23 protein-coding genes are annotated in these 23,125 nt (G+C 46.7%); 8 read left to right on the top strand and 15 right to left on the bottom strand.

Annotation, left to right across the window (positions count from 1 at the left end; translation table 11 throughout):
- Entirely contained in the window at positions 1-1,134 is a 1,134-nt protein-coding gene (locus tag CSH92_RS03035; protein ID WP_100656114.1) for a MalY/PatB family protein, read from the top strand.
- Here the strand turns inward: CSH92_RS03035 and CSH92_RS03030 are convergent.
- The gene (locus tag CSH92_RS03030) at positions 1,131-2,351 is read right to left on the bottom strand and encodes an Nramp family divalent metal transporter (protein WP_240612712.1); all 1,221 of its coding nucleotides are present in this window, start codon (positions 2,349-2,351) and stop codon (positions 1,131-1,133) included. The genes CSH92_RS03035 and CSH92_RS03030 overlap by 4 nt on opposite strands.
- A 71-nt stretch (positions 2,352-2,422) precedes the next feature.
- Here CSH92_RS03030 and CSH92_RS03025 point away from each other — a divergent pair, with 71 nt between their 5' ends.
- Positions 2,423-3,082, top strand: coding sequence for a UPF0149 family protein (locus CSH92_RS03025; protein WP_100656113.1), 660 nt, complete (start codon positions 2,423-2,425; stop codon positions 3,080-3,082).
- Here CSH92_RS03025 and CSH92_RS03020 read toward each other — a convergent pair whose 3' ends face one another.
- Genes CSH92_RS03020 through CSH92_RS03010 form a run of 3 tightly spaced genes read right to left on the bottom strand, consistent with a single transcriptional unit; the run spans position 3,083 to position 5,408 of the window.
- Positions 3,083-3,262 carry a hypothetical protein gene (locus CSH92_RS03020; protein WP_100656112.1) on the bottom strand — a complete coding sequence of 60 codons (180 nt, stop codon included), beginning with the start codon at positions 3,260-3,262 and terminating at the stop codon, positions 3,083-3,085.
- Positions 3,263-3,294: 32 nt separating this feature from the next.
- Positions 3,295-3,723: a CopD family protein gene (locus CSH92_RS03015; protein ID WP_100656111.1), complete on the bottom strand. Its 429-nt coding sequence runs from the start codon at positions 3,721-3,723 to the stop codon at positions 3,295-3,297.
- An 8-nt stretch (positions 3,724-3,731) separates the two neighbouring features.
- Positions 3,732-5,408: a chloride channel protein gene (locus tag CSH92_RS03010; protein ID WP_100656110.1), complete on the bottom strand. Its 1,677-nt coding sequence runs from the start codon at positions 5,406-5,408 to the stop codon at positions 3,732-3,734.
- Positions 5,409-5,593: 185 nt separating this feature from the next.
- Between CSH92_RS03010 and CSH92_RS03005 the strand changes: the two genes are divergently transcribed.
- On the top strand, positions 5,594-6,322 hold the full coding sequence (locus CSH92_RS03005; RefSeq protein WP_100656109.1) for a DUF6776 family protein: 729 nt from the start codon (positions 5,594-5,596) through the stop codon (positions 6,320-6,322).
- Between the two features lie 22 nt (positions 6,323-6,344).
- Here CSH92_RS03005 and CSH92_RS03000 read toward each other — a convergent pair whose 3' ends face one another.
- On the bottom strand, positions 6,345-7,256 hold the full coding sequence (locus CSH92_RS03000; protein ID WP_100656108.1) for a hypothetical protein: 912 nt from the start codon (positions 7,254-7,256) through the stop codon (positions 6,345-6,347).
- Between the two features lie 238 nt (positions 7,257-7,494).
- Between CSH92_RS03000 and erpA the strand changes: the two genes are divergently transcribed.
- Positions 7,495-7,836, top strand: a complete 342-nt coding sequence (gene erpA, locus CSH92_RS02995; RefSeq protein ID WP_100656107.1) for an iron-sulfur cluster insertion protein ErpA — start codon at positions 7,495-7,497, stop codon at positions 7,834-7,836.
- Between the two features lie 91 nt (positions 7,837-7,927).
- On the opposite strand, the gene CSH92_RS02990 is transcribed toward erpA, so the two are convergent.
- Both CSH92_RS02990 and CSH92_RS02985 read right to left on the bottom strand, forming a co-directional pair.
- Entirely contained in the window at positions 7,928-8,206 is a 279-nt protein-coding gene (locus CSH92_RS02990; protein ID WP_100656106.1) for a hypothetical protein, read from the bottom strand.
- 206 nt (positions 8,207-8,412) lie between these two features.
- Complete coding sequence (locus CSH92_RS02985; RefSeq protein ID WP_100656105.1) at positions 8,413-10,281, bottom strand: glycoside hydrolase family 16 protein; 1,869 nt, start codon at positions 10,279-10,281, stop codon at positions 8,413-8,415.
- Positions 10,282-10,490: 209 nt separating this feature from the next.
- On the opposite strand from CSH92_RS02985, the gene CSH92_RS02980 reads away from it, so the two are divergent.
- Entirely contained in the window at positions 10,491-11,447 is a 957-nt protein-coding gene (locus CSH92_RS02980) for an ABC transporter substrate-binding protein (protein ID WP_164084642.1), read from the top strand.
- A 49-nt stretch (positions 11,448-11,496) separates the two neighbouring features.
- On the top strand, positions 11,497-12,072 hold the full coding sequence (locus CSH92_RS02975; protein ID WP_100656103.1) for a glutathione S-transferase family protein: 576 nt from the start codon (positions 11,497-11,499) through the stop codon (positions 12,070-12,072).
- Between the two features lies 1 nt (position 12,073).
- Here the strand turns inward: CSH92_RS02975 and CSH92_RS02970 are convergent, their stop codons facing one another.
- Positions 12,074-12,664, bottom strand: coding sequence for a hypothetical protein (locus CSH92_RS02970; RefSeq protein WP_100656102.1), 591 nt, complete (start codon positions 12,662-12,664; stop codon positions 12,074-12,076).
- Positions 12,664-13,623 carry a D-2-hydroxyacid dehydrogenase gene (locus CSH92_RS02965; protein ID WP_100656101.1) on the bottom strand — a complete coding sequence of 320 codons (960 nt, stop codon included), beginning with the start codon at positions 13,621-13,623 and terminating at the stop codon, positions 12,664-12,666. The genes CSH92_RS02970 and CSH92_RS02965 overlap by 1 nt, the downstream gene beginning before the upstream one ends.
- A gap of 163 nt (positions 13,624-13,786) precedes the next feature.
- Between CSH92_RS02965 and CSH92_RS02960 the strand changes: the two genes are divergently transcribed.
- Positions 13,787-15,589, top strand: a complete 1,803-nt coding sequence (locus CSH92_RS02960; protein WP_100656100.1) for a trans-sulfuration enzyme family protein — start codon at positions 13,787-13,789, stop codon at positions 15,587-15,589.
- Between the two features lie 242 nt (positions 15,590-15,831).
- Positions 15,832-16,263, top strand: a complete 432-nt coding sequence (locus tag CSH92_RS02955; protein ID WP_100656099.1) for an SRPBCC family protein — start codon at positions 15,832-15,834, stop codon at positions 16,261-16,263.
- Here CSH92_RS02955 and CSH92_RS02950 read toward each other — a convergent pair.
- The 6 genes from CSH92_RS02950 to CSH92_RS02925 all read right to left on the bottom strand — a co-directional run bounded on the left by CSH92_RS02950 (position 16,260) and on the right by CSH92_RS02925 (position 22,969).
- The gene (locus tag CSH92_RS02950) at positions 16,260-17,354 is read right to left on the bottom strand and encodes an alkene reductase (protein WP_100656098.1); all 1,095 of its coding nucleotides are present in this window, start codon (positions 17,352-17,354) and stop codon (positions 16,260-16,262) included. The genes CSH92_RS02955 and CSH92_RS02950 overlap by 4 nt on opposite strands.
- Positions 17,355-17,485: 131 nt before the next feature.
- The gene (locus CSH92_RS02945) at positions 17,486-19,036 is read right to left on the bottom strand and encodes a leucyl aminopeptidase family protein (protein WP_100656097.1); all 1,551 of its coding nucleotides are present in this window, start codon (positions 19,034-19,036) and stop codon (positions 17,486-17,488) included.
- A gap of 260 nt (positions 19,037-19,296) precedes the next feature.
- Positions 19,297-19,860 (bottom strand): DUF4136 domain-containing protein, encoded by a 564-nt coding sequence (locus CSH92_RS02940; protein WP_100656096.1) that lies wholly within the window; start codon positions 19,858-19,860, stop codon positions 19,297-19,299.
- Positions 19,861-20,014: 154 nt separating this feature from the next.
- Positions 20,015-20,488 carry an Lrp/AsnC family transcriptional regulator gene (locus CSH92_RS02935; protein ID WP_100656095.1) on the bottom strand — a complete coding sequence of 158 codons (474 nt, stop codon included), beginning with the start codon at positions 20,486-20,488 and terminating at the stop codon, positions 20,015-20,017.
- 10 nt (positions 20,489-20,498) lie between these two features.
- Positions 20,499-21,632, bottom strand: coding sequence for an anhydro-N-acetylmuramic acid kinase (locus CSH92_RS02930; protein WP_100656094.1), 1,134 nt, complete (start codon positions 21,630-21,632; stop codon positions 20,499-20,501).
- Between the two features lie 8 nt (positions 21,633-21,640).
- The gene (locus CSH92_RS02925; RefSeq protein ID WP_100656093.1) at positions 21,641-22,969 is read right to left on the bottom strand and encodes a peptidoglycan DD-metalloendopeptidase family protein; all 1,329 of its coding nucleotides are present in this window, start codon (positions 22,967-22,969) and stop codon (positions 21,641-21,643) included.
- Between the last annotated feature and the right edge of the window lie 156 nt (positions 22,970-23,125).

The following is a 23,125-nucleotide window of genomic DNA, read 5'->3' as shown; positions in this document are numbered from 1 at the left end:
ATGAATTTTGACCAGCCATCGCCACGCATCGGTACTGATGCATTTAAATGGAAAAAGTATGCCGGGACAGATATTTTGCCGATGTGGGTCGCTGATACTGAGTTTCGCTGCGCCGAACCTATCCTTGAGGCCATTCAGCAGGAAGTTTCTAACGGGATCTTAGGTTACACCTTGCCATCTCAACACACCGGTGCAAATGCGGCGGTAGTGCATTGGCTAAACCAGCAACATCAGTGGCAGATAGAGGCCGAATGGATAGTTTGGATCCCAGGTGTCGTACCGGCGTTTAATGTGGCATGTAAAGCCCTCACTAAACCCGGTGACAAAGTGATTGTGCAAACCCCGAATTATCCACCTTTGTTGGCGGCTCCGGCGTTGCACGGTACTGAGCGCTTAGAGGTCGGTACTGTGATTGAAGATGGGCGCTGGACGTTGGATTTTGTGCAACTTGAGCAACATGCTGCCGATCCGGATTGTCACTTGTTTATCCTGTGTAATCCGATGAATCCGGTGGGTAGCGTTTTGCGTGCAGATGAACTCGAACGCGTGGCTGCAATATGTGAGCGTCATGCTGTTACACTGTGCTCTGATGAAATTCACTGTGATCTGATCCTTAACCCAAACCTCAAACATATTCCTGCTGGTAAAGTCAGTCACTTAACCAATCAGAGCATTACGTTGATGGCCGCCAGCAAAACCTTCAATGTGGCTGGCTTAGGTGCGGCATTTGCGATTATCCCGGATAATCGGTTACGCCGCCGTTTCGTACAAGCTGCGCAGGGCATGGTACCGTGGGTGAACATACTCGGTCTAGTGGCAACTCAGGCGGCGTTTACCCATTGTGACGAATGGCATCGAGCACTGTTAGATTACTTGCGAGGCAATAGAGATTATGCCGTGCAAGCGATTAATGAGATTGAAGGCTTGCAAGCGCTAACGCCAGAGGCCACGTTTCTACTTTGGGTAGATGCCAGTGGCCTGAATGTGGAAGATACTCAGCAATGGTGTGAGCAGCGTGGCGTCGGCCCCTCGCCGGGGAGAGACTTTGGTGAGCAGCGATTTTTTCGCTTGAACTTTGGCTGTCCGCGCGCGGATCTCGAAACCGCAATTCAACGGCTGCGGGCGGCTGATTAAAAGGCTGCGATAAGTTTACTCAAGCCAAGGAATAAGGTAACCAAAACGATAGCGCTGCCTACAACATTCATGGCAATGCGGTTACGATATTCACCCAGGCGCTGTTTGTCATTCATAGCAAACAGTAAAAAGATGGCTATAAATGGCAGTAGTAACCCATTAGTTGCTTGGGCAAAGAGCATTGCGAGAAGTGGTTTTATCCCCAAACTAGCGGCTAACGCTCCACACAGCAATACGCTCAACCATACTCCGCGAAAGGGTGCAGAGGTGCGCTCTTGCGGTAATTTTAGTGCGCCACACACTGCGTAGCTGGCAGCCAACGGTGCAGTTATCGCGCTTGTTAGTCCTGCCGAAAAAAGCCCAATAGCGAAGATATTACCTGCCATATCACCTAATAGCGGCGCCAGTTGCGAAGCAATATTGCTGGCGTCGAGTGCAAGACCTTGCTGATAGAAAGCGGCTGTTGCGGTGGTCATGATGGCGAGGGTAATGAGTCCTCCGGTTAGGACCGCAATGCGGGTGTTGTGACGCTGAATTCGCAGTTCTTGCTCTGGTTCGTTGGTATATTGACTCACCAGACTGGCATGCAGAAACAGATTGTAGGGCACGATGGTGGTACCAATGAGTGCTAGAACCAAGGTAATTGTGGTGCTGTCAAAACGAGGACGGATTGCATCATTGAATAACCCTGTCCAGTCGGGCTTGGCCGCAATTACAGTGATAATAAAAATCACGCTCATAATAGCGACGAGTGCGACTAGAACCTTTTCCACAGCACCACTGTGCCCAAACCACAAAAGCCCACCCGCGAGACTCGCCAAAATCACTACCCAAAGGGTCATGCTGCCATCGGTCAATTGACTTAATCCTAATGCGGCTCCGGTGAGGTTTCCGCCCTCGTAGGCAGCATTTCCTATCCCAATTGCCGCAATGACTAACGCACAAGCGCTGTAACGCAACCATTTGCGCTGGAACAATCGGTGAATCGCATCAGCTAAGCCAAGTCGGGTAACGACTCCGAGACGTACGGCCATATCTTGCAGCACGAGGGTTGCGACAATGGAAAAGAGTAATGCCCAAAGTAACTGATAACCAAATTGTGCTCCCGCTAAGCTTGCGGTGGTAACAGTACCGGGTCCAATAAACGCGGCAGCTATAAGCCACGCAGCATAGCGATTTTGGTTGTGCTTTGGTTTCACCTCAGTCGGCTTGCTCACTGCAATTTTACCTAATCATTTCGTTTGGCTTCACTCTACGTATAATCCTGTTAAGCTGCAAATATTGCTAAATGATCAGAGTTAAACCCGTGGCTGTAATCGCTAAACTGTATCAAGACCCACTTATTGTCGGTAAACTGCAACCGCAAGCGTTTGTTGAGGGGATTATTGCCGCTGTTTCTTGTTGCCCTGAAATTCCCATGCCGCCACAGTGGATGCCTTGGGTGTTTGCAGCTGATGCCGGTGATGACTTAGCGGGTGGTGATATGGCGCGCTGGGAATTGATAACTGATTGTTTAGTCAGGCAATTACGCGATATCTTATCAGCCCTGCGTGCGGGCGAGACGCTATTACCGACATCTTATCAGTATGAACCAGCCGCAGGCAGTAAGTCATCTCAAGCGATGTGGTTACAAGGCTTTTTGCTTGCTCATCAACAATTGCAACCCGTATGGCAGAATGCATGGGAGCATTTGCAGGTGCAAAGCGATGATGCGGCTGCAGTGGAAGCCGCCAATACGCTCAAGCATTGTTTGAAGGTATTTTCAGTGCTCGCTGATCCGGATAATTTAACCATTAAATCTGAGCAGCAAGACTTTCGAGAACAGCTTCCCAGCATCGCAAAAACGCTACCACGTGCGCTAAATCAATACGCACAATTAGCCAATACGTTGGCAGGTTATTTACCCAATCAGTTCGAGTCGTTTACTCAACAAATGACGCCACAATGATTAGCGTTCTTGTTCAATATCGTGGCGCTGCCTAACCGCCAGCAAATACTGTTCAAGTTGCTTTTTGGCATCTTCGTAGGCGTTGTTCAGTTCATCTGAGGCCGGATCTCTGATCAACTCTTTAAACGCTTCGTCAGTGCGGTCAATCAGTTGTTTAAGGTGAGCATTATTGACGTCCATTTCAACTCCTTGATAGGTGTCCGTTTGTTCAGTTACATCGGTTTAATGACGGCCAAAAGCACTATCGCTAAGATTGCGAAAACCGGTAGTTCATTGAGGAAGCGATAAAACACCGGTTTACGCATTACTTTGTCGGCCGCAAAGTCGCGTAATACCTTTAATAAATAGAAGTGATAGCCGTAAATCGCAAGTAAAAGTGCGAGTTTTATGTGCAGCCATGTCGAGACTCTGAACCAGTCACGCCCGTATTGATAAATTAACAGTCCGCCAAAAACCGCGGTGAGTATGGCGAAAGGAGTGACAAACCACCATAAGCGGCGTTCCATGATACAAAACTGTGCGCGTACGTCTGCATTGTTGCTCTCAGCGTGATAAACAAATAAGCGGGGTAAATAAAACAAGCCTGCCATCCATGCCAGCATGAAAAAGATATGCAGTCCTTTAAGCCACAAAATAGACATTGGTCCCCCTAATATTGTTCGCGCATCAAATAACTTTGCAGCATGTTCCAGGTAATAACCCCGATGAGCTGCTCATGACTATCCTGATAAATATAGACCGCGCCACTGCGAGCACTTTGCAGAGCCTCGTAAACCTCTGATAGCGTGGCTTGAAAACTTAACCCTTCCATGCTGGTATAGTTTAATGGCGAGGCATCATGTTCTAAAGATACGTTGTACTCGACTAGTTGATACAAGACGTCTATTTCAAAATTGGAACGCTGAACCACAGGGTGCGTAGGGGACTTATCCAGAAATGCCAAAATGGCCTTGTCTGGCGCATCATAAAACATCTTATACTCGGTATCCATTACGGCTAATACACCGGTTTTTTGTAGCGCTTCGCGCACCGAAGAGGTCGCATAGGGAAGCTTTTGATAATCCAATTGTTGAATAAATATTGAACGATTCTTAAGAAATTGGGTAGAGGTTACATACGCCGGCACAATAACCAGCATAGCGGGCAATATAATCTGTGGACTATACGATAGCTCCATTACAGCTGAGAGGGCTGCTAGCGGAGCGTGTAAAACCGCGGTTAGCATGCCGGCGACGCCCAGCAAGGCAAAGCTACTGGTTAAGTTTTGGGTGTCGAAGAAGTAGTTCATGGGGACTAACAGGAGTGCTCCAGCGATCATCCCCATCACCATAACCGGGCCCATAATACCGCCGGGTATACCTAAACCAATGGCAGCAATGGTTAGTGCAAATTTAACCACCAAGACGACGGTTAGCAATAACAACCCTGGTTGTTGGCTAAACAAACGATCCACGGTTTCAAAGTTCGCTCCCATAGCTTCAGGCACTAGGGCTCCAAGTCCAGCGGTGATAGATGCGGCCAGCACTAAACGCCAGTGCATTGCAACGGGGCGAAAAAAACGCATCACCATCATTAGGTTTTTATTGAATAACGCCGCTAAACCACCGAGTAAAATGCCAAATAAAACCAAATAGGCGTAGAGCCACGGATTAAACTCGCCGAAAGTTAGAAAAGCCAGTTCGTTGAATTCGCCGAACACAGCGCGGGTCAGTAGCGAACCACATGCAGCTGCGAGCATAACCGGCACAAATATATGGATCTTGTATTCCCGCAGCACGACTTCCATAACAAATATGACGGCAGCAAATGGAGTGTTGAAGGACGCAGAGATACCTGCGGCAATACCGCAGCCAGCAAGAATACGAATACTGTTATAGGGTAAGCGCAGCCATTGCCCGATGAAACTACTACCAGCAGCACCCAAGTGCACAGACGGTCCTTCGCGGCCAACAGAAAAACCGCTGGATAGCGCTAACATACCGCCCAAAAATTGATTGATTGTGGTACGGAAAGGAATGTGGCCAAAATGGTATTTAACCCGGTGGATGACAAAGGGAATGCCGAGGCGATAGTGTTTAAAGCCGGTTAAATAAGCAACCATCAAAATACCGCTTACTGCGACAAACGGCATGGCAAATCGTGTCGCTAAAGATACACTGGCGTAATCACCGAGCTCTGCCAACACATACAGTTGCAGCCATTCATAGCAAAGTCGGAATACAATAATCAGAGACGCGGCCATTATCCCAGCAATGATTCCCAACACACATAATTGAATGCTGGTGCGGGGGTGGGCAAGTTCGAATCTCAATCCTTGTAACGTCATGCTTATTCAATGCCAATAACGGTTATACAGAGGATATCACAAGTACTTGTATTTAATAGCATAATCAAAGCTGTCGAAAATAACACTGATGTGCAAAGCAGCGACAGTGTGAAACATTTACGGCATACTAGGTGCATGGAATGTAGGCCAAGCGCCAAAATCAGCATGTAAAGTCGTGGAGTGAAATGAATTTACATCAATTACGCACCCAATTAAGCCAAACGCGCTACACCCTGGTGATGGTTGGGGTCATGCTACTCATGGTCTATATAGGTTATCAATTAGCGTTATTTAACCAACAGCGGCAACAACAATCATTAGCGCAGTTACAGGTGACTATGACGAATCTCACTAATGAGAATGAAGCTTTAACAAGTGCTAACAACACGCTGCGCGCGCAACTTGAAATTGCTGAGTTAACTAAAGAAAACCTCGATCAAGAGATCCAGCAAGGATTAACCCGTGAAACTCAGTTAAAAGAACAGCTGTCATTCTATCAAAAGGTCATTGCGCCTGAGGAGAGTGAAGACGGCTTTACCATTGACAGCATTCAGATAGCGCCATCCGCTACCGCAAACCGGTTGCAGTTATCGCTGGTGTTAGTGCAGCAATTGCGCTTGAAAGGCGTTATTTATGGAACATTAAAGATCCAATTACTTGGCAATATTGCGGGGCAGGCCATCACGTTAGATTTGCAAGAACTGGTTAGCGATGGCGATCCTTTCGCCTTCCGTTTCAAGTATTTTCAGATCATTGATACCTATTTCTCTGTGCCTGAAGAGTTTGTTCCTGAAGCCCTTCAGATAGAGGCCGGTATCCGCCAGTACCAACGTTACAAAGGTACTTACCGTCAAAGCTTCAAAATAACAGTGGATGACGAGGGTGCTTGGTTAGTGAATACGTTGATTCAATAATAAGCGAGGCTTGCACTCTAGCCTACAATTTTGGTTTCTCTGTATTTAAACGTTCAATATATCTCTGAATGATAGCCTCTATTTCAGCGTGAGACTTACTGGGAAGATAGCGAGTGTGTAAGGCCAAAAACTCAGGTTCGCCATATAGATTACGTATGCCTGAGTTGAGTATTTGAATGGTTTTGCGTCCTGTAGCATTATCGGCGCAAATAAAATGTCCGGTTGTAAATCGAGGATTATCCGCAATCATATATTGTCGCGTGGCAACCGGCACTCGCTCCCCAAATTGAAGATACATTGACGCCGGAAAAAATAGTCCAAATTGAATACGTCCTTTGGTCAGTAATTGAATAGCACGTTGGTAGTAGGTATCGGAGGCTAATTGTATTTTCTGTGTGTGGGAAATTTTGCGAAGCTGACGATCGATGTTTTCGCCAAACGAGAACCCTTTTGCCGTTACGATCAATGCCTCAGGGTATGACTCAAAAACTCTGTTCAAACTCACTACTTCACCACTGTCATTAAGTAAATCTGGGGATAGGGCGGGCAGTTCAGCGTGCTGATATAGGCGTTGCGTATGAAAGAAATTTAGTGCCAAGGAATACGCGTAAGTATCTGTTCTTTCGTTTGTTTTAATTCTATTTACCACACAGATAGTTGCGCCTTCATCGAGCTTTTTCAAACTGCGCTGCATGGGAACGTGATTCACTGGAGTCTCATAGCCAAGAATATCAAACAGTAACTGCACACTATCCACAGAGGTAGAGAATTGTTCTTGTGACTTGTTTACCCGGGTTGTCAGGAAAACATTATCTGACTCAAACTGAGTATTAGCATTTAAGTCGCTAGCAAAAGAAAATGACACATTAACTACAGATAAAAGTAGCGTGCTAATTAAGTGAAGAAGGATAGTTGCGCTGAAATTTGATGCCACAATATGCTTCCTTGTACGAGTTGAGCTAATGACTACAAGCGCGAGATATCAATCTTCAATAGCATACGACAGTTCAGGATCAGTTGGCTTTTTAATATAGCTTAAATTACCTATTGAAAAAACGTTTCTTTGGTAATGGTTAATCTGTCTAGAGGATTTGAATACTTGATTAAATTACTTGGTTATTAGATAATTCTGAGCCCTGAATTTAGTCAATTTGCATAGAAAGAGGTAATTAGTGTCAGTTGAAAGTGCTATGCCCATCGAGTTTTCTGATGCTGCTGCAGCGAAAGTCAAAAGTTTGATTGAAGAAGAAAACCCGAATTTGAAACTCCGTGTTTATATCACCGGAGGGGGATGCTCTGGCTTTCAATATGGCTTTACCTTCGATGAAAATGTCAACCCGGATGACATGCAAATCGAGAAAGATAGCGTAACCTTAGTAGTCGACCCTATGAGTCTACAGTACCTGGTGGGTGGCGTAGTTGACTACACCGAGGGTTTAGAAGGTTCACGTTTCTTGGTTGATAATCCTAATGCCACAACTACCTGTGGCTGCGGCGCTAGTTTTAGCATTTAATCAGTCGCACAATTAAAGGAGTGCACGTCGCGGTTAAGGCTGACCGCGACACACGTTAGCAGTACTCAGGTAACATTCTGTGTATACGCATTTACTCAGAAGCGCTTGTATCCGACTTTTTAGCTGATAATGCCAGCATCATGGGTTGCGCTTTTGATGCAAATCTAGCTCGTTCACCCACATTCTTAATTTCACAACTGAGATCTGCTTGCAGCTCTTCATGCAGGGCTTGTTGTACTGTGGCTACTTCATGAGCAAGGGATACATAAACAGCATCATTAATTTGAGTTGGGGTAAAGGGGTTAGCACTAGCGACTCCGCTAAATAATGCCAAAAGAGTTACTGTAAAACGTTTGTTGATTGGGCGCATGGTCTCATCCTCATAGGGTCAAAATAATCAGCTTGCCCTTTAATAGTAGGTTTTAAAGACCAAATCGTTGCACGGGTAACGCCTATTCCACTTATTTCTTCGACCAAACACGGTTGTAACATTTTGATGCATTTTTAGTCTGCATTAGCTTAATGTTCATCGCGTTGCAGACACATTTTCATACAACTGTAATTACCTGTAGTGGGTTATTTATATCGTTGCGGAATTTTCAGCAAGCTGATTACTAACAGCAACAACAGGCCGTAATTCAAGCTTCCACCAGATGAGCTTGCTTGATTTGGTGATGGGGCTGGTGTTGTCGGCGTTGTTGCTTGAACAGTCAGCGTTATACTTGAAGAGGCGGTTAACTGGGGTTCGCCATCATCCGTCACTGTAGCCGAAATATTCAGTTGGCTCGCGTTGATGTTGGTTTCAGCGATTACAATCGACGTGCCATTATCGGTATACGTTGCAACACCCTCTACCTGCCATTCAACTACATGCCCATCAGATTCATTCGGATCTTGGATTTCAGCCGTTACGGTTACGTCGCCATTCCCGGCAGTGATTTCAGTGATTGAACCATTGCCTTGGCTGGCGGTGAGGTTGACTGTGGGCGCTATGTTGGCCTCTGCTTCACGACTAAAGAAAATATTATCGATGTAAACATCTCCATTGCCTTCCACTTTAAGTTGAAACGTATTGGTCAGATCCACATTAACAAAGTGTGATAACGGAATTTTATGACGTTGCCAGCTTTGTTGTTCGACCGCAAAGTGAAAAGGCGTTTCAACCGGGCCAGGGCTGATCAGGTAGAGGCTCAGTGCATCGGCATTATAGGTCCAAAAATCGATATGCAAGTAATCGAATTCAGAAACATCCTGACGGTTATTGTTAAAATCGGTCCCTTGGTAATTTAATCCGGTGTATTTCAGTGCGTTATTACCGTCGAAATCGACTTCGGAAACTGCTGTCGCCTGTCCCCAATTTGGGTTGTAGTCAATACCGGTAATATTGGTGAAACTGTCACTGTAGAGTGAAATCACGTTTGCTTCAGATTCGCTTGGAACTGCTGCACCTGAGCTTGGCTCGGTTTGTATTTGGCAGCCGTAAAAATCGACCGATGCACCTGCTGGCGTATCCGGGCACTGGTCAATACTATCACTCACGCCATCACCATCCGCATCTTGCAAAACTGGGGTTGCCGCACTACATCCTGCAATGCTATTGGCGGTAGAGTGTGCACAGTGGGCAACATAATCGATTTCTAAGGTTGCGCTATTGAGGTTGGGATCAATGGCACCGCCCAGATTACCCCCCACTGCGACATTAAGGAGTACGAACATGGGTTCTTCATATTGCCCACAGTTGGTCATGTCATGTTCCACGACCAAGGTGTCGTCCATAAAAAAGGCAACTTTATCGGGCGTCCACTCCATCGCATAAGTATGGTATTCGGTAACATCAGTGCTGCCGTTAGCATAGACCGGACGATATTCACTGCCACAGCCACCAGTATTAAAAAAGTTGGTAATGTAACTGCTGCCAGAGTTGGAAAACCATTCCCAAACGTCTATTTCGCCCGCGCCAGGATTTGGCCAATTGGCGAAATCGTTGTCGCCTTGGAAGGGTTGTTCAGAGATCCTATTTTCCAACATCCAAAATGCCGGCCATGTGCCCCCTTTTAGTTCTAGGAAGCGCAGTCGAGCTTCTACTCTACCGTACAAAAACTCGGCTTTATCTTTGCTGTTGATACGCCCAGATGTCCATGTGCGAGGCTCATCGCTGAGCCCCGGACAGGCTATATCCATTCGTCGAGCCGTGATCTTCAATGTGCCGTCAGAAACCTCGTAATTGCGCTGAGCCGAAGTCTCGTCATCGGTGTAGCATTGCACTTCATTGTTGTAATTGGCTTGAGTTTGCGCAGTCCAGTTTTGCCAATTGACGGATGCACCACTGAAGTCGTCTATCCACGCTAATTCCCACCCAGCATGCGCATTCGAGGCGAGTAACAGTAAACACAACGCAGTGCTAATGCTAAATGAGTTGTTTGATGGTTTTACGTAGCGCTGCATTGTAGATCCCTTTTATCGACTGTTGCGAACTAGCTTGGTGCTTTTGACTGATCAATAGCAAGCCTAAAGCGTTCAAACGGACTATGCGCTAGTTCAGTGCTCTTTTCTTTATCTCAAGGTTGAGTGTCCAAATACAGACGCTGACTTGATTAAACGTTGATTACTATTTATACCTTTATATCAGTATGTCTCTTAGTCGAAGTCATCTTTTGTATAAGTTTATTGTTGTCGCCATGCTAACCCACTGGTTTGTTACTAGTGTTTATAGTCAAGATAAACCACCGCCAGTTAGTTTTGTCCTGAATGATTGGGCTTCACAGCGCGTGCATACGGTTGCAATTGCCCAGATACTGGAAGAGCATGGAATAGCTGCAGACTTTGTCCAGTTACAGTATAACGAGCAATTCGGTGCGTTAAGGTCTGGTGTTGCTCACGTTCAGATTGAGGCTTGGGAACCCGACAAGTCAGAGACTTACGATAGACTTGTCGCGCGCAAGCAAATTTTGGTCATTGGTACTCATCAAGTGCGTGCGCGAGAGGAATGGTGGTATCCCAAGTATGTTGAGGAATATTGTCCAGGTCTACCCGATTGGCGCGCGTTAAACGCCTGTGCGGCGATTTTTGCCGAGCCCACTGATGATGAGCAAGTAGTCACCAAAGGCACCTTATTCAGTGGCGGATGGGACAGCCATGATGCTGAAATTATCCGCTCTTTAAATTTGGATTTTACTATTAATCGCATGACCAATTCGTCGGAACTCTGGTCAACACTCAGGCGGTATGCTGAAAGTGAAAGGCCAATATTGCTGCACAATTGGACGCCAAATTGGACCGAAAAACATATACCCGGCGAGTTCGTTAAATTTCCTCCATACACAAAAGAGTGTGAAAGTGATCCAAAGTGGGGGGTAAATCCGCAAATGACCCATGATTGTGCCAATCCAACTGACGTTTGGATCCAAAAGCTGATCTGGCCAGGTTTAACCCAATCACATCCATGTGTTTATGAGTTTTTAGTCAATGTCAGTTTTAGTCAGGAAATGTTGATTGAAGCACCTGCATTGGTATTTGTTGAAGGACTAAGCGAACAACAAGCAGCGCAGCGCTGGCGTGCCACTTTCGCGCACGAAATTCAACAATGGCTGGCCGGAAGTTGCCTGCGTTGATCGCCAACTGCTAAGCTATACTCAAGGAAAAAGTAAATAGAATTTAACTATGAAGCTATACGGTTCTACCACATCTCCTTTTGTTCGCAGACTGCGGATCTGGCTTGCCAATACTGAGCATGAATTCATCAATATGCAAATCTTTGACGGTCCTGACCGGACCCTGCTTGCCGAGCGTAATCCTGCGATGAAAATACCCATGCTGGAGGACGATGAAAATCTTATTTTTGATTCGCGTGTGATTTTTCGCTATTTAAGCGCTAAATATGATTATCCAATGCCCAGTTGGGAGCAGGAGAATCAACTGACAGTGATTGATGCAGTGAATGATTCTCTTGTGCAGATCCTGTTGCTGAAGCGCTCAGATTTTGATACCGACGCCGACCATATGTATTTTCGCATTCAACGTGAACGCATCGACACGAGCTTGCAGCACCTCGACGAATTAGTCGACCGAGGTTTTTTTGACGACTGGAACTATCCCGCAATATGTTTGTTTTGTTTAATTGACTGGATAGAATTCCGGACCTTGCATGACTTGTCAGAAATGGGGCATTTACGTGCCTTTCATCAGCGTAATGTGGATCGCATTGAAGCCACGGCAACTGACCCAAGAAGGGATTAGGCTATTCAGTCGCGCCCCAAGGCGGCGGTGGGGCGTCGATCGGTTTGGTTAAATCAAAATCCACTCGAAATTCACGCGCTGGCCGATACATGCGATAACTGAATTGGTTCGGGTACAACAACAGTTGCCAGGTGTTATCCATGGATTGCGGAATAGCTTCACGGACAAACATTTGCTGGCTGAATTGATCAGCTGGGAAGGATTGCACCTGGGCGTAACCAGCGGTGGTACTCGTACCACCATATTGGGTTAAGCGGTCTTCTGAACCATCTTCGTGACGGTGATCATGTTTCAAACTCAGTCCGTGCTTGTCATAGCGGATAACCCAAGTGCGTGAGCGGTCGTTACCCACATGAAAAGGAATGCGAATTTCTTGCTCAGAGCATTCGCGCACATGCATCACAAGCGATTGATCCGAAAATCCTGCTCCGGCTGGTGTATCAACCCGAACCGTGCCCGCAAATGCTTTACCACACAAGCGCTTAAGGTCGGTGAAAAAAGTTGCTGCTGGCTCAACCGCGGCAGCTGGTAAGGAACTTGAGAGACACACGGTAAGGATACCGGCAATTCTAAAAACAGCGTTAATTTGCATTAATAACCTCGGTTAAAATCGATTTGATAGTTGAGTGGTTGGTGACTAGACCAACGCTGAAAGTTATCGTTAAAAACTTGGAAAACTGCATTAGGATCTGAGATTGCAGCTGTGTGATGCGTGATCCAGACTTTCGGGTGTTGCCAATACGGGTGTTCACTCGGTAACGGCTCTTGAGCAAAAACATCCAATACCGCAGCTCCTAGCCTATTCTGATCTAGGGCATTAAGTAGTGCCTGATCATCGATGGTGCTCCCGCGACCCGCATTAATCAGCACGCAATGTGCGGGTAATAGCGCGAGCGTTTGTTGGTTTAGTAAATGTTGGGTGTCGGGTGTATCGGGTAATAAAACCACTAAGAAGTCGAGCTTTGCTAGAAATTGATGCAAGTCAGAAAATGCATACATTTGGGTGTATTCGTCCGTACTTTGCCCTGAGCGATTGAGACCGAGTATAGTTGCGCTAAAGCCGCGTAAAACCGGTACTAATGCCGATGCCATGCTGCCAGCCCCCAAAATACCAATTCGCTTGTTCGCCAAAGTATCTATTTGAGGCGGCTGCCATTGCCGCGGACGAATATGCTCAGGGTCGCCCTGACGAGGATGAAAGGAAGGCATGTTGCGCGTGAAGTACAACAAATACGCCAGCACATACTCACGGATGGCTGCGTTAAAGATCCCTTTGGCAGCGGTCAGCACATAATTTCGCTTTGTTAGTTTGAGGAGCGGTGCATTACCTGACCAGGTAGATTGTAACCAGACCAGATTGGGACATTCGGGTATAACTTGAACGGCCAAGTCTGGCTCACTGAGTAATATTTCCACCCGTTGCGGATCAAGCTCCTGCGGACTTGAGGCGACCTGAATCAGCCTGGATGCTAGCGCCGGTTCTGACTGCGCGAGCCTGCTATATTGCTCAACGTCGCGACTCAAAATACTCAGGGTATGCTTTGCTGGCATTTAGTTAGTTTCGATTATTCGTTATTAATCAGAAGATTAGTGTGCCTGAGTAAAGATTACTTGCCTAGTGGGGAGTGATTATTTTCTTTTTGCGGAACATCGTTCGTTTATAATTATTTAAAAACGAATTATATTCGGAATAAAATCCAGTAAGAGAATAATTATGACAAACAACCCACAAGAGCTTGAGCGCACGTTGATGCAAGCCAAATCCTTGTCGCCCAAACGCAATACAACTCAAGCAACGACCATTCCTGCCTTGGTCGATGAGCAACTCGCGCACTTTGGCATTGCGCGCGACTCCGACTATGGTAAAGCACTTGCCGAAGCCGCTGAGCACTTGTATCAGAGTCAATCCAGTGTGATGCAACTGTGGGAAATAACCCAGCAAACGTTAAGCCAAATCGGGCAGCAAGAGAAGGTTGCTTATTTCAACGCGAAGAAATTTTTATCCTTCCAAATTGCAAAAATCTTAGATTCACTGCAAAACCCATTTCGCGCAACTTACCAAGCGCTGTCGTCTACAGACACGACAACGGGCAAGTCGCACTATCCTTTGTTTGATAATGTAACTGCATTGTTTTCTGCAACGCCAGTCGTCGTGCGCACGGCAACCTATGTGTATGCGTGTACTGAATGGGTGGATGATGCGTTTCAGGGTAAAGAATCTACGCATCAAATTTATTCGCGCTTGCTAAATCCAACCAATATTTCACTAGCCAACGCGATCGTTGATATGGAGGCAGGCCCACATGCGGCTGACTATCTAGCCTGGAACTTTAACTCGGGCATGGCCGCAATCGATGCTTTGTTGTCGAATGTGCTAACCCATGGTGATGTGCTGGTGGTTTCGCGCAATGTATATGGTGGAGTATTCCAGCTTCTACATGACTTCTTCGCTCGCGCTAATCGTATGGATATTCAGCTTGTCTGGTTTGATGGCTATAGCGCAGAAGACTTTGCTAAATGCTTTGCCGAAGCGCAAGTGACCCATGCTGATCGTTTGCAGGCAGGTAAAGCAATGCACGTTTATCTGGAATCACCTTGTAATCCACATGGCTATATTTTGGATGTGGCTGGAATTACACGTATCGCGCACCAACACGATGCCTTGGTGATGTTAGACAGCACTCTAGCAACACCCGTCTTGTCACAACCACTGCAACACCCTGATAAAGATGCCCGCCCAGATTATATTGTGCATAGCTATACCAAAGATATTTGTGGTACTGGTGCCACTACCGCTGGGGTGGTTATTGGTGAAGCTTATCGTATGTTCCAATCGAAAGGCGATTGTGTAAACGGTTGGGATTGGTCACGTACGATGTTTTGGGATGTTTACTATATTAAGGGCGCTTTCCTCGATTCAGAAAAAGCTTTTGATGTACTGACTGGCATGAAAACGTTGCCGCAGCGGATCATGCAAAAAGTAATTAACACCAAAGTGTTTACCCAATTTTTGCATGCCCACCCGGCGTTTAATGTAAATTCAAACGCTCTGGATGACCATAAAAATGCTGCGATTCGCCAAGCATCAATGAATAATGGCTGGCCTTGCAGTCTATTTACTGTGGACATGGAGTCAGCAGAAATGGATCGTGACACATTTGTGCGTTTCTTTGATGCCTTGGAGCCAGCGTTTGGTCATCAGGTCAGCATCGGTCAAACTAACACCATCATTTTATGCCCCGCACTGACTTCACACAGTGAATTGAGCGCTGAAGAGCAACGCAAGGCACAGATTTATATGACGACCATGCGGATCGCAATGGGAACCGATAATGTGAAAGCATTGATTGCACACTTCATCCATGCGGCTAAGTTGCATATTGACCCTGCAGTTCCGGGCTTCTCTGCACAATTTATGGGCGCGGATGAGATTGAAGCGTTATTTAATAAAACGGCAATGGAAGTTAGTCAGCAGCACTTTGCCGCCATGCCAAGCATGCAATCTTTGATGAACTAAGGGAAAGTAAATAGCGCCAGGGCGAAGACAAACGGTCTTTATCTTCGCCCGATGCGCTTTTGCGGTTATCGATATAAAACTATCGTGTTTTTTAGGCCAGCGTAGCGACGCTAATTTAAATTAGTTCACATCTTTCTGTCTGTCCTCTATCTGCATAGGGTAACGTATTACATTCATTAGTGTTGTTTGCTGCATAGTGGCCGATAATAGCTTTATAACCAAATAAGCAGTTAGGATCAGAGATGAGTCAGTTATCCCTTAGTATTAGTCTGCACGCGCCAGTTGAACGAGTGTTTGCTGCGTTTTCCCAACCCGAACAATTGGTCCAGTGGTTTGCACCAGGCGCTTCTGTTGTTGTACAGGTGATGTCGAGTTTCGTCGAAGGTGGCAAATATAGTCTCACCATGCAAGAACCTACAGGACAACAGTTTCAATTAGTGGGCCAATATTTGCAGATTAAAGAAAACGCTCACTTACGCTATTCGTGGGCATGGGCAGATAATGCTGAAGAGACCATCATGACAGAAGTTGATGTGGTTTTTGTCGCCAGCGCTGAAGATACCTGTGAACTAACGCTTACTCACAGTGGCTTTGCCAACGATGCAGAGCGTGATCAGCATCAACAAGGCTGGATAGATTGCCTTGAGAAGCTGTCACGCTTAGTGTTGAGTTAAACCTCTTCCCTGTAGGTTGCGTAATCCGTGTAACCTTGTGCACCATCGGTGTACCAATAGGTCATGTCGTCCGCCGGTGCGAGTGGCCAACCATTCTGCATCCGTTGCGGTAGATCAGGATTACTAATATAGGGGCGACCGAAGGCAATCAAATCTGCCTCTCCATTGGCAATTGCTTGCTCTGCAGTTGCTTGATCATAGCCGCAATTACCCATCAATAGCCCATCAAATAGGGGTCTAAACTCACTTAGCTGCATAGGTGCACCGCGCTCATGGAAACCAAAGGCGAGGCCATCCATTACGTGCAGGTAGCCAAGCGCATGTTTATTCAACTGCTGGGTAACGTACGTGAAGAGCTCGCGGTAATCATCACAGCCCATGTCGTTAAATACGCCATTGGGTGACAACCTAACACCCACTTGTGAAGCCGGCCATACACTCAAAACTGCGTCGACAACTTCGCCAAGAAAACGGTATCGATTCTCGATACTACCGCCGTATTCGTCATCACGTTGATTGCTGCGACCATCTAAAAATTGATTAATCAAGTAGCCATTAGCGGCGTGAATTTCAACGCCATCAAAGCCCGCTTGTTTAGCATTATCAGCAGCCTTACGATAATCTTCGATGGTGCGCGCAATATCATCCTTGGTCATCGCTCTTGGGACTTCATAGCTTTTTTTGCCCTGTGGCGTATGGATATGGTCGCCTTCTAATTTCACTGCTGACGCCGACAAAGGGAGCTCGCCATTGTGGAAGTCGCTGTGTGACGCGCGTCCACAATGCCAAAGCTGCAAGATTATTCGACTGCCTTGTTGATGTACTGTATCGGTGACTTGTCGCCACGCAGCCGTCATTTCAGCGGTGTAAATTCCCGGTGAATTTACCCAACCATTACCTTCAGCTGAAATGGTTGTGGCCTCAGTAATAAGCAGTCCAGCGCTTGAACGTTGCTGGTAATATTCGGCCATTAACGCATTTGGAACACGTTCGCTGCCAGCGCGACCACGAGTCAGTGGTGCAAGTACAAAGCGATTTTTTAGAGAACCTGAAGCAAAATCAATGGGGTCGAAAAGTGTAGTAGCACTCACGGTGTATCTCCTGATTAACTATCGTTAGATAAAATATTGGGGATCTTGTGATAATCCCAACAATCAGAACGGTATAAGATAGAAGCAAATGCCCCGCGCACTATCACGCGGAGCATCTTTGTGGAAGTGAATTATTGTGCTGCTTGCGCGTGCTGGCGCACGAGCTGATCCATAAAGCGAACCCCCCAGCCTGCAGCTCCCTTAGGCGCAATATCGGTATCACTGGATAGGTAATCAACACCAGCGATATCTAAATGCACCCAAGGTAAGTTTTCATCTACGAATGTACCGACTACCGCAGCGCCAATGCTGGCACCTGGGTTGCCTGCACCTGAATTCTTAATATCTGCGATATCTGATTCGATTTGCTCGAAATGATTAGGATGCAAAGGTAAAGGCCAGACGTCTTCGCCAGCTGCCTCACCAACCGCCATCATTTCAGTCGATAGTGCAAAGTCACGGGTGATCACGGCTGCATACTCATCACTTAACGCACGTGCCGCAGAGCCGGTTAACGTCGCAATGTTAACCAGCATTTTAGGCTTAAACTCGCGCTGCGCATAGGTAACGGCATCGGCTAGGATTAGGCGTCCTTCAGCATCAGTAGAAATGATCTCTATACTCGTGCCGTGCATGGTTTCAAGCACATCACCAGGACGAATAGCATCTTGTGACGGCATGTTCTCGGCCAGTGGCATCAAGCCAACCAAGTTAATTGCCTCACCCCGGCTCGCCACCGCCAATAACGTACCAGCAACCGCTGCAGCACCAGAGAGATCGGACTTCATCGCCCACATACCATTGTTTGGCTTGAGGCTGATACCACCGGTGTCAAAGGTGATACCTTTGCCAACCAAGGCGATAGGAGCACTGTCTTTGGCGCCGCCACGGTATTCAATCACTAACAGACGTGGGTCGTTGATAGATCCTTTACCAACGCCTAACAGCGCACCCATATTGCGCTTTTGCATGTCTTTTACATCAAGAACATCGATGTCGACATTATCGATGCCTTTAAATAAGGTTTTGACGCGTTGAACAAAACTTTCAGGGTAAATAGTTTTGCCTGGTTCGCTGGCCATATCACGTGCCAAATAGACGCCTTTGGCTACATGAGTAAGATCTTGCTGATATGCCGTAGCAGCGTCTGCAGCGAGCGCATGCACAAGAGCCACGTTTAGAGAAGTTGGCTTGTTGTCGGCCTTTTTATAACGGTCGAAATGATAGCCACGCAGCGACGCGCCTAACGCGAAGTTAGCCAATGCACTTACATCAGCAGAGGGCAAATCTAAAACCACGTTGAGAGGCTCACTGCCCGCACTCTTACTTAGCCAGGCCACGCTTTGCCCGCCAAGGGCTTGCCATTCTGGGCCTGTTTGGATGTCGTTGCGGTTAGCAACATGCACAAAAACTTGCTTGTATTTGCCAATACCGTACAAAGTGAAACTCTTCGCTTGGTCGGGTTTGAAGGTGATTTGCTCAAGCTGACGCATAAATTCGCCATTGGATTGAGCATTAATCTGCTGTGCAAGCTCGCTCTCTAATTGCGGGTTTTGCATGACCAGAGCGATCTTGTCACTGTCCTGATTTGGCGAGGTCGCAAAATCCAAAGAGATTGATGCAAAAGCCGATAGGCTGCACAGTGATAACCATGCAATGCTTGCACGTAACCAGTATTTCATAAAGATCTCCGTTGAGTGTTTTAGCTGCCTTTTATAGCGTATTTTGAGACTGAAAGATCAGTGTAACGCGATAAAACTACGGAGATAACAGATAAAAATAAACCTGATTATAGTAAGGGTATTGTCAGGTTTTAATTGTTAAGAGATTGAACCGTTAATGCCCAACGGTGCGCAAACATTGAATCATACGCAATGTCAAAATGCCTGCACAAAGTTGAGCAGAATTACAGTGCTTAATTAGACGGTCAGTTGCAACTAACTTAACGCGGTGGGAAGTCCGCCAACATCGCGTTCACAACTTCGTTAATACGCGCCTCTCGCTCTTCAGGTGAAGCATACTTAGACACCGTATTCGCCGCAGAACTACTCCACACTACTGTTTTGGCGCGGTTATCAATTATATCGACAACCAATGTACCTACCGTGTATTCACGGACACGGGTAGTGGGTACATGGGCGCGGTCGAAGGGACCATACCACCAAAAAGGGCGAATTCCCCATGTTGTGTAATATGTATCAACGTCAATGCGTTTCTCGTAACTGGTATGAAAAGCCACCAAGAAGTCGGCTTGAGCTTCGTCAACCAAGGGATGGCCATTGGTGGTAAGCGTAGCCGTGAGGCTGTCCTTTACCCGCTTGTTCAATAGTGTCGTCACCGTTTCGTTGGAACTGTGCTCAGGGGCAAAGGCGAACGACTTCAGATGAGTAAAGCTAGCCGTTGTATCATAATCAGTATTGACGCGAGGCGTTAATGAGCACGCCGTTAAGCCTAAAATAATAAGAGATAATGATAAGACCCGCAGATAATGCATTAATAACCTCATGTGACGTTGATTGAATGGGTTGCTCTTCAGCTACACTAATAATCTTAGTGAACTTGCTGTGCGAAGTGAAGCATGTAGGTGCAAGCAAATACGGTGCGCTACAATCTTGGTCGCGCATTCTATGACCCACAGTTCGAACGCAAAGTTCATTTGTTTAAAGGTAACTGGGTAGTTTTTGGCTTACTTGAACATTGTATACCAGTGCGGTCTCTACATGGTTCACTTCCGCACGTGCAGTCACCTTGTCAAACACAAAGTCACGCAAATGTAGCGCATTTGGGACGCACACGTGGAGCAAAAAGTCGTTTTCGCCACCGGTGTGATAAATACTCACAACCTCCGTGGTTTGTAGTAGATCCTGCTGAAAGCCAGCAATTGTACTCCTGTCGTGCGACGATAACCTAACCGCAACCATCGCTTGAATGTGACCGCCAAGCGCTTCAATATCAACAATCAACTGGCTACCACGAATGATGTGTTGCGCATTTAGCCGTTTGACACGCTCATGGCAGGAAGATGGTGCAAGACCAACCGCTTCAGCGAGTGATTTGTTATTGATCGCGGGGTCTGCATACAACTGTGCCAGTATATTAATATCAATGACATCCAAGGTTTGTTTATTTGTCATGTTCATCCTTTCATTCAGCAGGGTATAGCGCGCCGAGTATGGCGGGTCGGCTTGCGCCGGTAACTGCGGGTATATTGCCGGGGAGCCGCGCGTAAAATTGTTTGGCCAACCAAGCAAATGCTAATGCTTCAACGTGCATGGGATCAATACCACGAGAATGTGATGTCACCACCGTGGTTTGCGGCAAATGTTGCGACAATTGTTCAAGTAAATAGCGATTTAACGCACCCCCACCGCAAACGATGAGCTCATTGATTGGCGGGTAGGGCTTAAGTGCTTGTGAGATACTAGTTACTGTTAATGCGCACAAAGTCGCTTGAATATCCTCTGCACGCAGAGAAGAGTTACCTAGATAATGGTTTAGCCATTGCGTTGAAAAATATTCTTTACCAGTACTTTTCGGCGCGGGTAGCTGAAAATAAGGGTCCTGTAGCATTCGCGATAATAAATCTTGAATGACGTTTCCTGAGCGGCTCCATTCACCGTCATGGTCATACGCTAGGCCTTTTTGCTGCTTGATCCATACATCCATTAACGTATTCGCTGGTCCCGTATCGAAACCGATCACCGATTGTTGACTGCTATGTTCGGGCAGTAAAGTGATATTTGCAATTCCACCTAAGTTGAGTATAGCTTCGGTGCGCTTGGGGGTATCAAAGGTAGCTTGATGAAAAGCGGGTACCAGAGGCGCTCCTTGACCACCCAATGCCATGTCCTTACGGCGGAAATCGGCAACCACGGGGATCCCTGTCTGCACAGCAATAACATTCGGATCACCCACTTGAAGGGTAAATGGACTCATTACTTCTTGCTGGGCATTGCGAGGGCGATGGCGAATGGTCTGACCGTGAGAACCAATAGCTATGATATCGCGAGCAGTAAGCCCGGCCTTGGATAAGCATTTTGCAATAACTGCAACGCTCAATTCTGCAACACCATACTCCGCAGCGCCTAATTGGTCGATTTCATTGTCACCAGGAATGGACAACTGTTGTAATAAATCAAGAAGCTTTGCTGGGTAGGGCAAATGGGCATGGGCAATTAGTGTTATCGACGCAGCAGAGAAATCTGCAATTACCGCATCCATTCCATCCATGCTGGTGCCTGACATCAATCCTATAAAACGTTGCGGTGATCCAGGCATCGTAAAACTTAGTTCATGGCAAGCATAATACGTTTATTGTGGCTTAATTGCTCAAGGCGAAGCGAGGCTAACTGCTCAAACTCTGCTCGCTCTTTGGGGTTGATAGGATCAGCCTTGGGTAATTCTACAGTGCGTGGATTACGATGCACGCCATCGACAAGAAACTCATAGTGCAAGTGGGCACCAGTCACCATACCCGAACTGCCGAGATAACCGATAACTTGACCTTGTTTAACCGTTTCGCCAACTTTTACAGCACGCTTTTTAAAGTGCAAATACTTGGTGGTGTACTTTTCGCCATGCTGGATAAACACATGGTGTCCGTTGTATTTATCATAGCCTGACCGAATAACCTTGCCATCTCCCGCTGACATGATCGGCGTACCTACAGGGGCAACATAGTCGGTACCACGGTGTGCTTTCCAGCGTTTTTGTACTGGGTGAAAACGTCGTGGATTGAAGTTGGAGCTTACCCGAGTAAAGTGCACCGGTGCGCGCAGAAAGCTCTTGCGCATGCTGCGGCCTTCAGCTGTGTAATAGTTACCATCGGTGTATCTAATCGCATTGAACTCTTCATTCTGGTTGACGAATTCCGCGGCAACAATGTCACCATGACCGACAAACTCGCCATCGATATACTTTTCCTCAAATACAATATTGAATGTATCTCCGGAGCGAATTTCTGAGGCGAAATCGATATCCCAGCCAAAAATTCCTGCAAGTTGCATGATCTGATTATCAGTCAAGCCTGCGTCAACACCGGCATTCCAGAAATTTGAGTCAATTTCACCTTGCGCGAAGTTATGCCGGATATCCACTGGCTTTTCCACGATACTGGCGCTAAACGAGCGTTGCGCGTCAGCATCTTCACTATATTGTGCTGTGATGGTTAATTTTTCAGTCGGTGAGAAAACATATTCGACGCCTTCGAGACGTCCGTAGCTATCACGCTTGATGGCAATTTCTTCACCGGGCTTAAGGGCGATTAGTCGCTTGGCGAGATCACCCACCTGAGTGACTTCATATGTATCGCGGGGGGTTAAGCCTGCACGTTTAAAAATTTTGGCGAGCGTGTCGCCAGAACGAACGCGATAACTAACCCAATCACTGGCCTCTAACACTCCGGCTGACGGCAATGTGGAATTGAGTTCAGGAAGATCTAAAGGGTAGCGTTTACCAGCTTCCAAAATATGGGCTTCAGTATGCTTGGAGGCAACTACCGTCTCTGCTGGCATCAATAACAGCAACACGCAAAGCACAGCTAAGCTACTGACCGCGACTTTATGCGTGCTGGGTAATGATCGAAATGACCGAATGATTGTTGCTCGAAAAGACATACACACCGAAATAAATCTGATTCTTGGTCAGAATATACCGATTAAAACAAAATCGCCAGCAGTTCGGGGTGAATCGCGGGGAAATTCTATCGCAAAACAGCCCAATTTGAGGACTTTTTCGAGCGCCATGCTTTCAATGGCACTCCACTGAAAGTA

It is taken from the genome of Neoalteromonas flava (genome assembly GCF_002807685.1).
In the GTDB taxonomy this organism is placed as follows: domain Bacteria; phylum Pseudomonadota; class Gammaproteobacteria; order Enterobacterales; family Alteromonadaceae; genus Alteromonas_E; species Alteromonas_E flava.
Note: the sequence above shows the minus strand (reverse complement) of the source record. Positions and strands in the feature narration are given on the sequence as shown.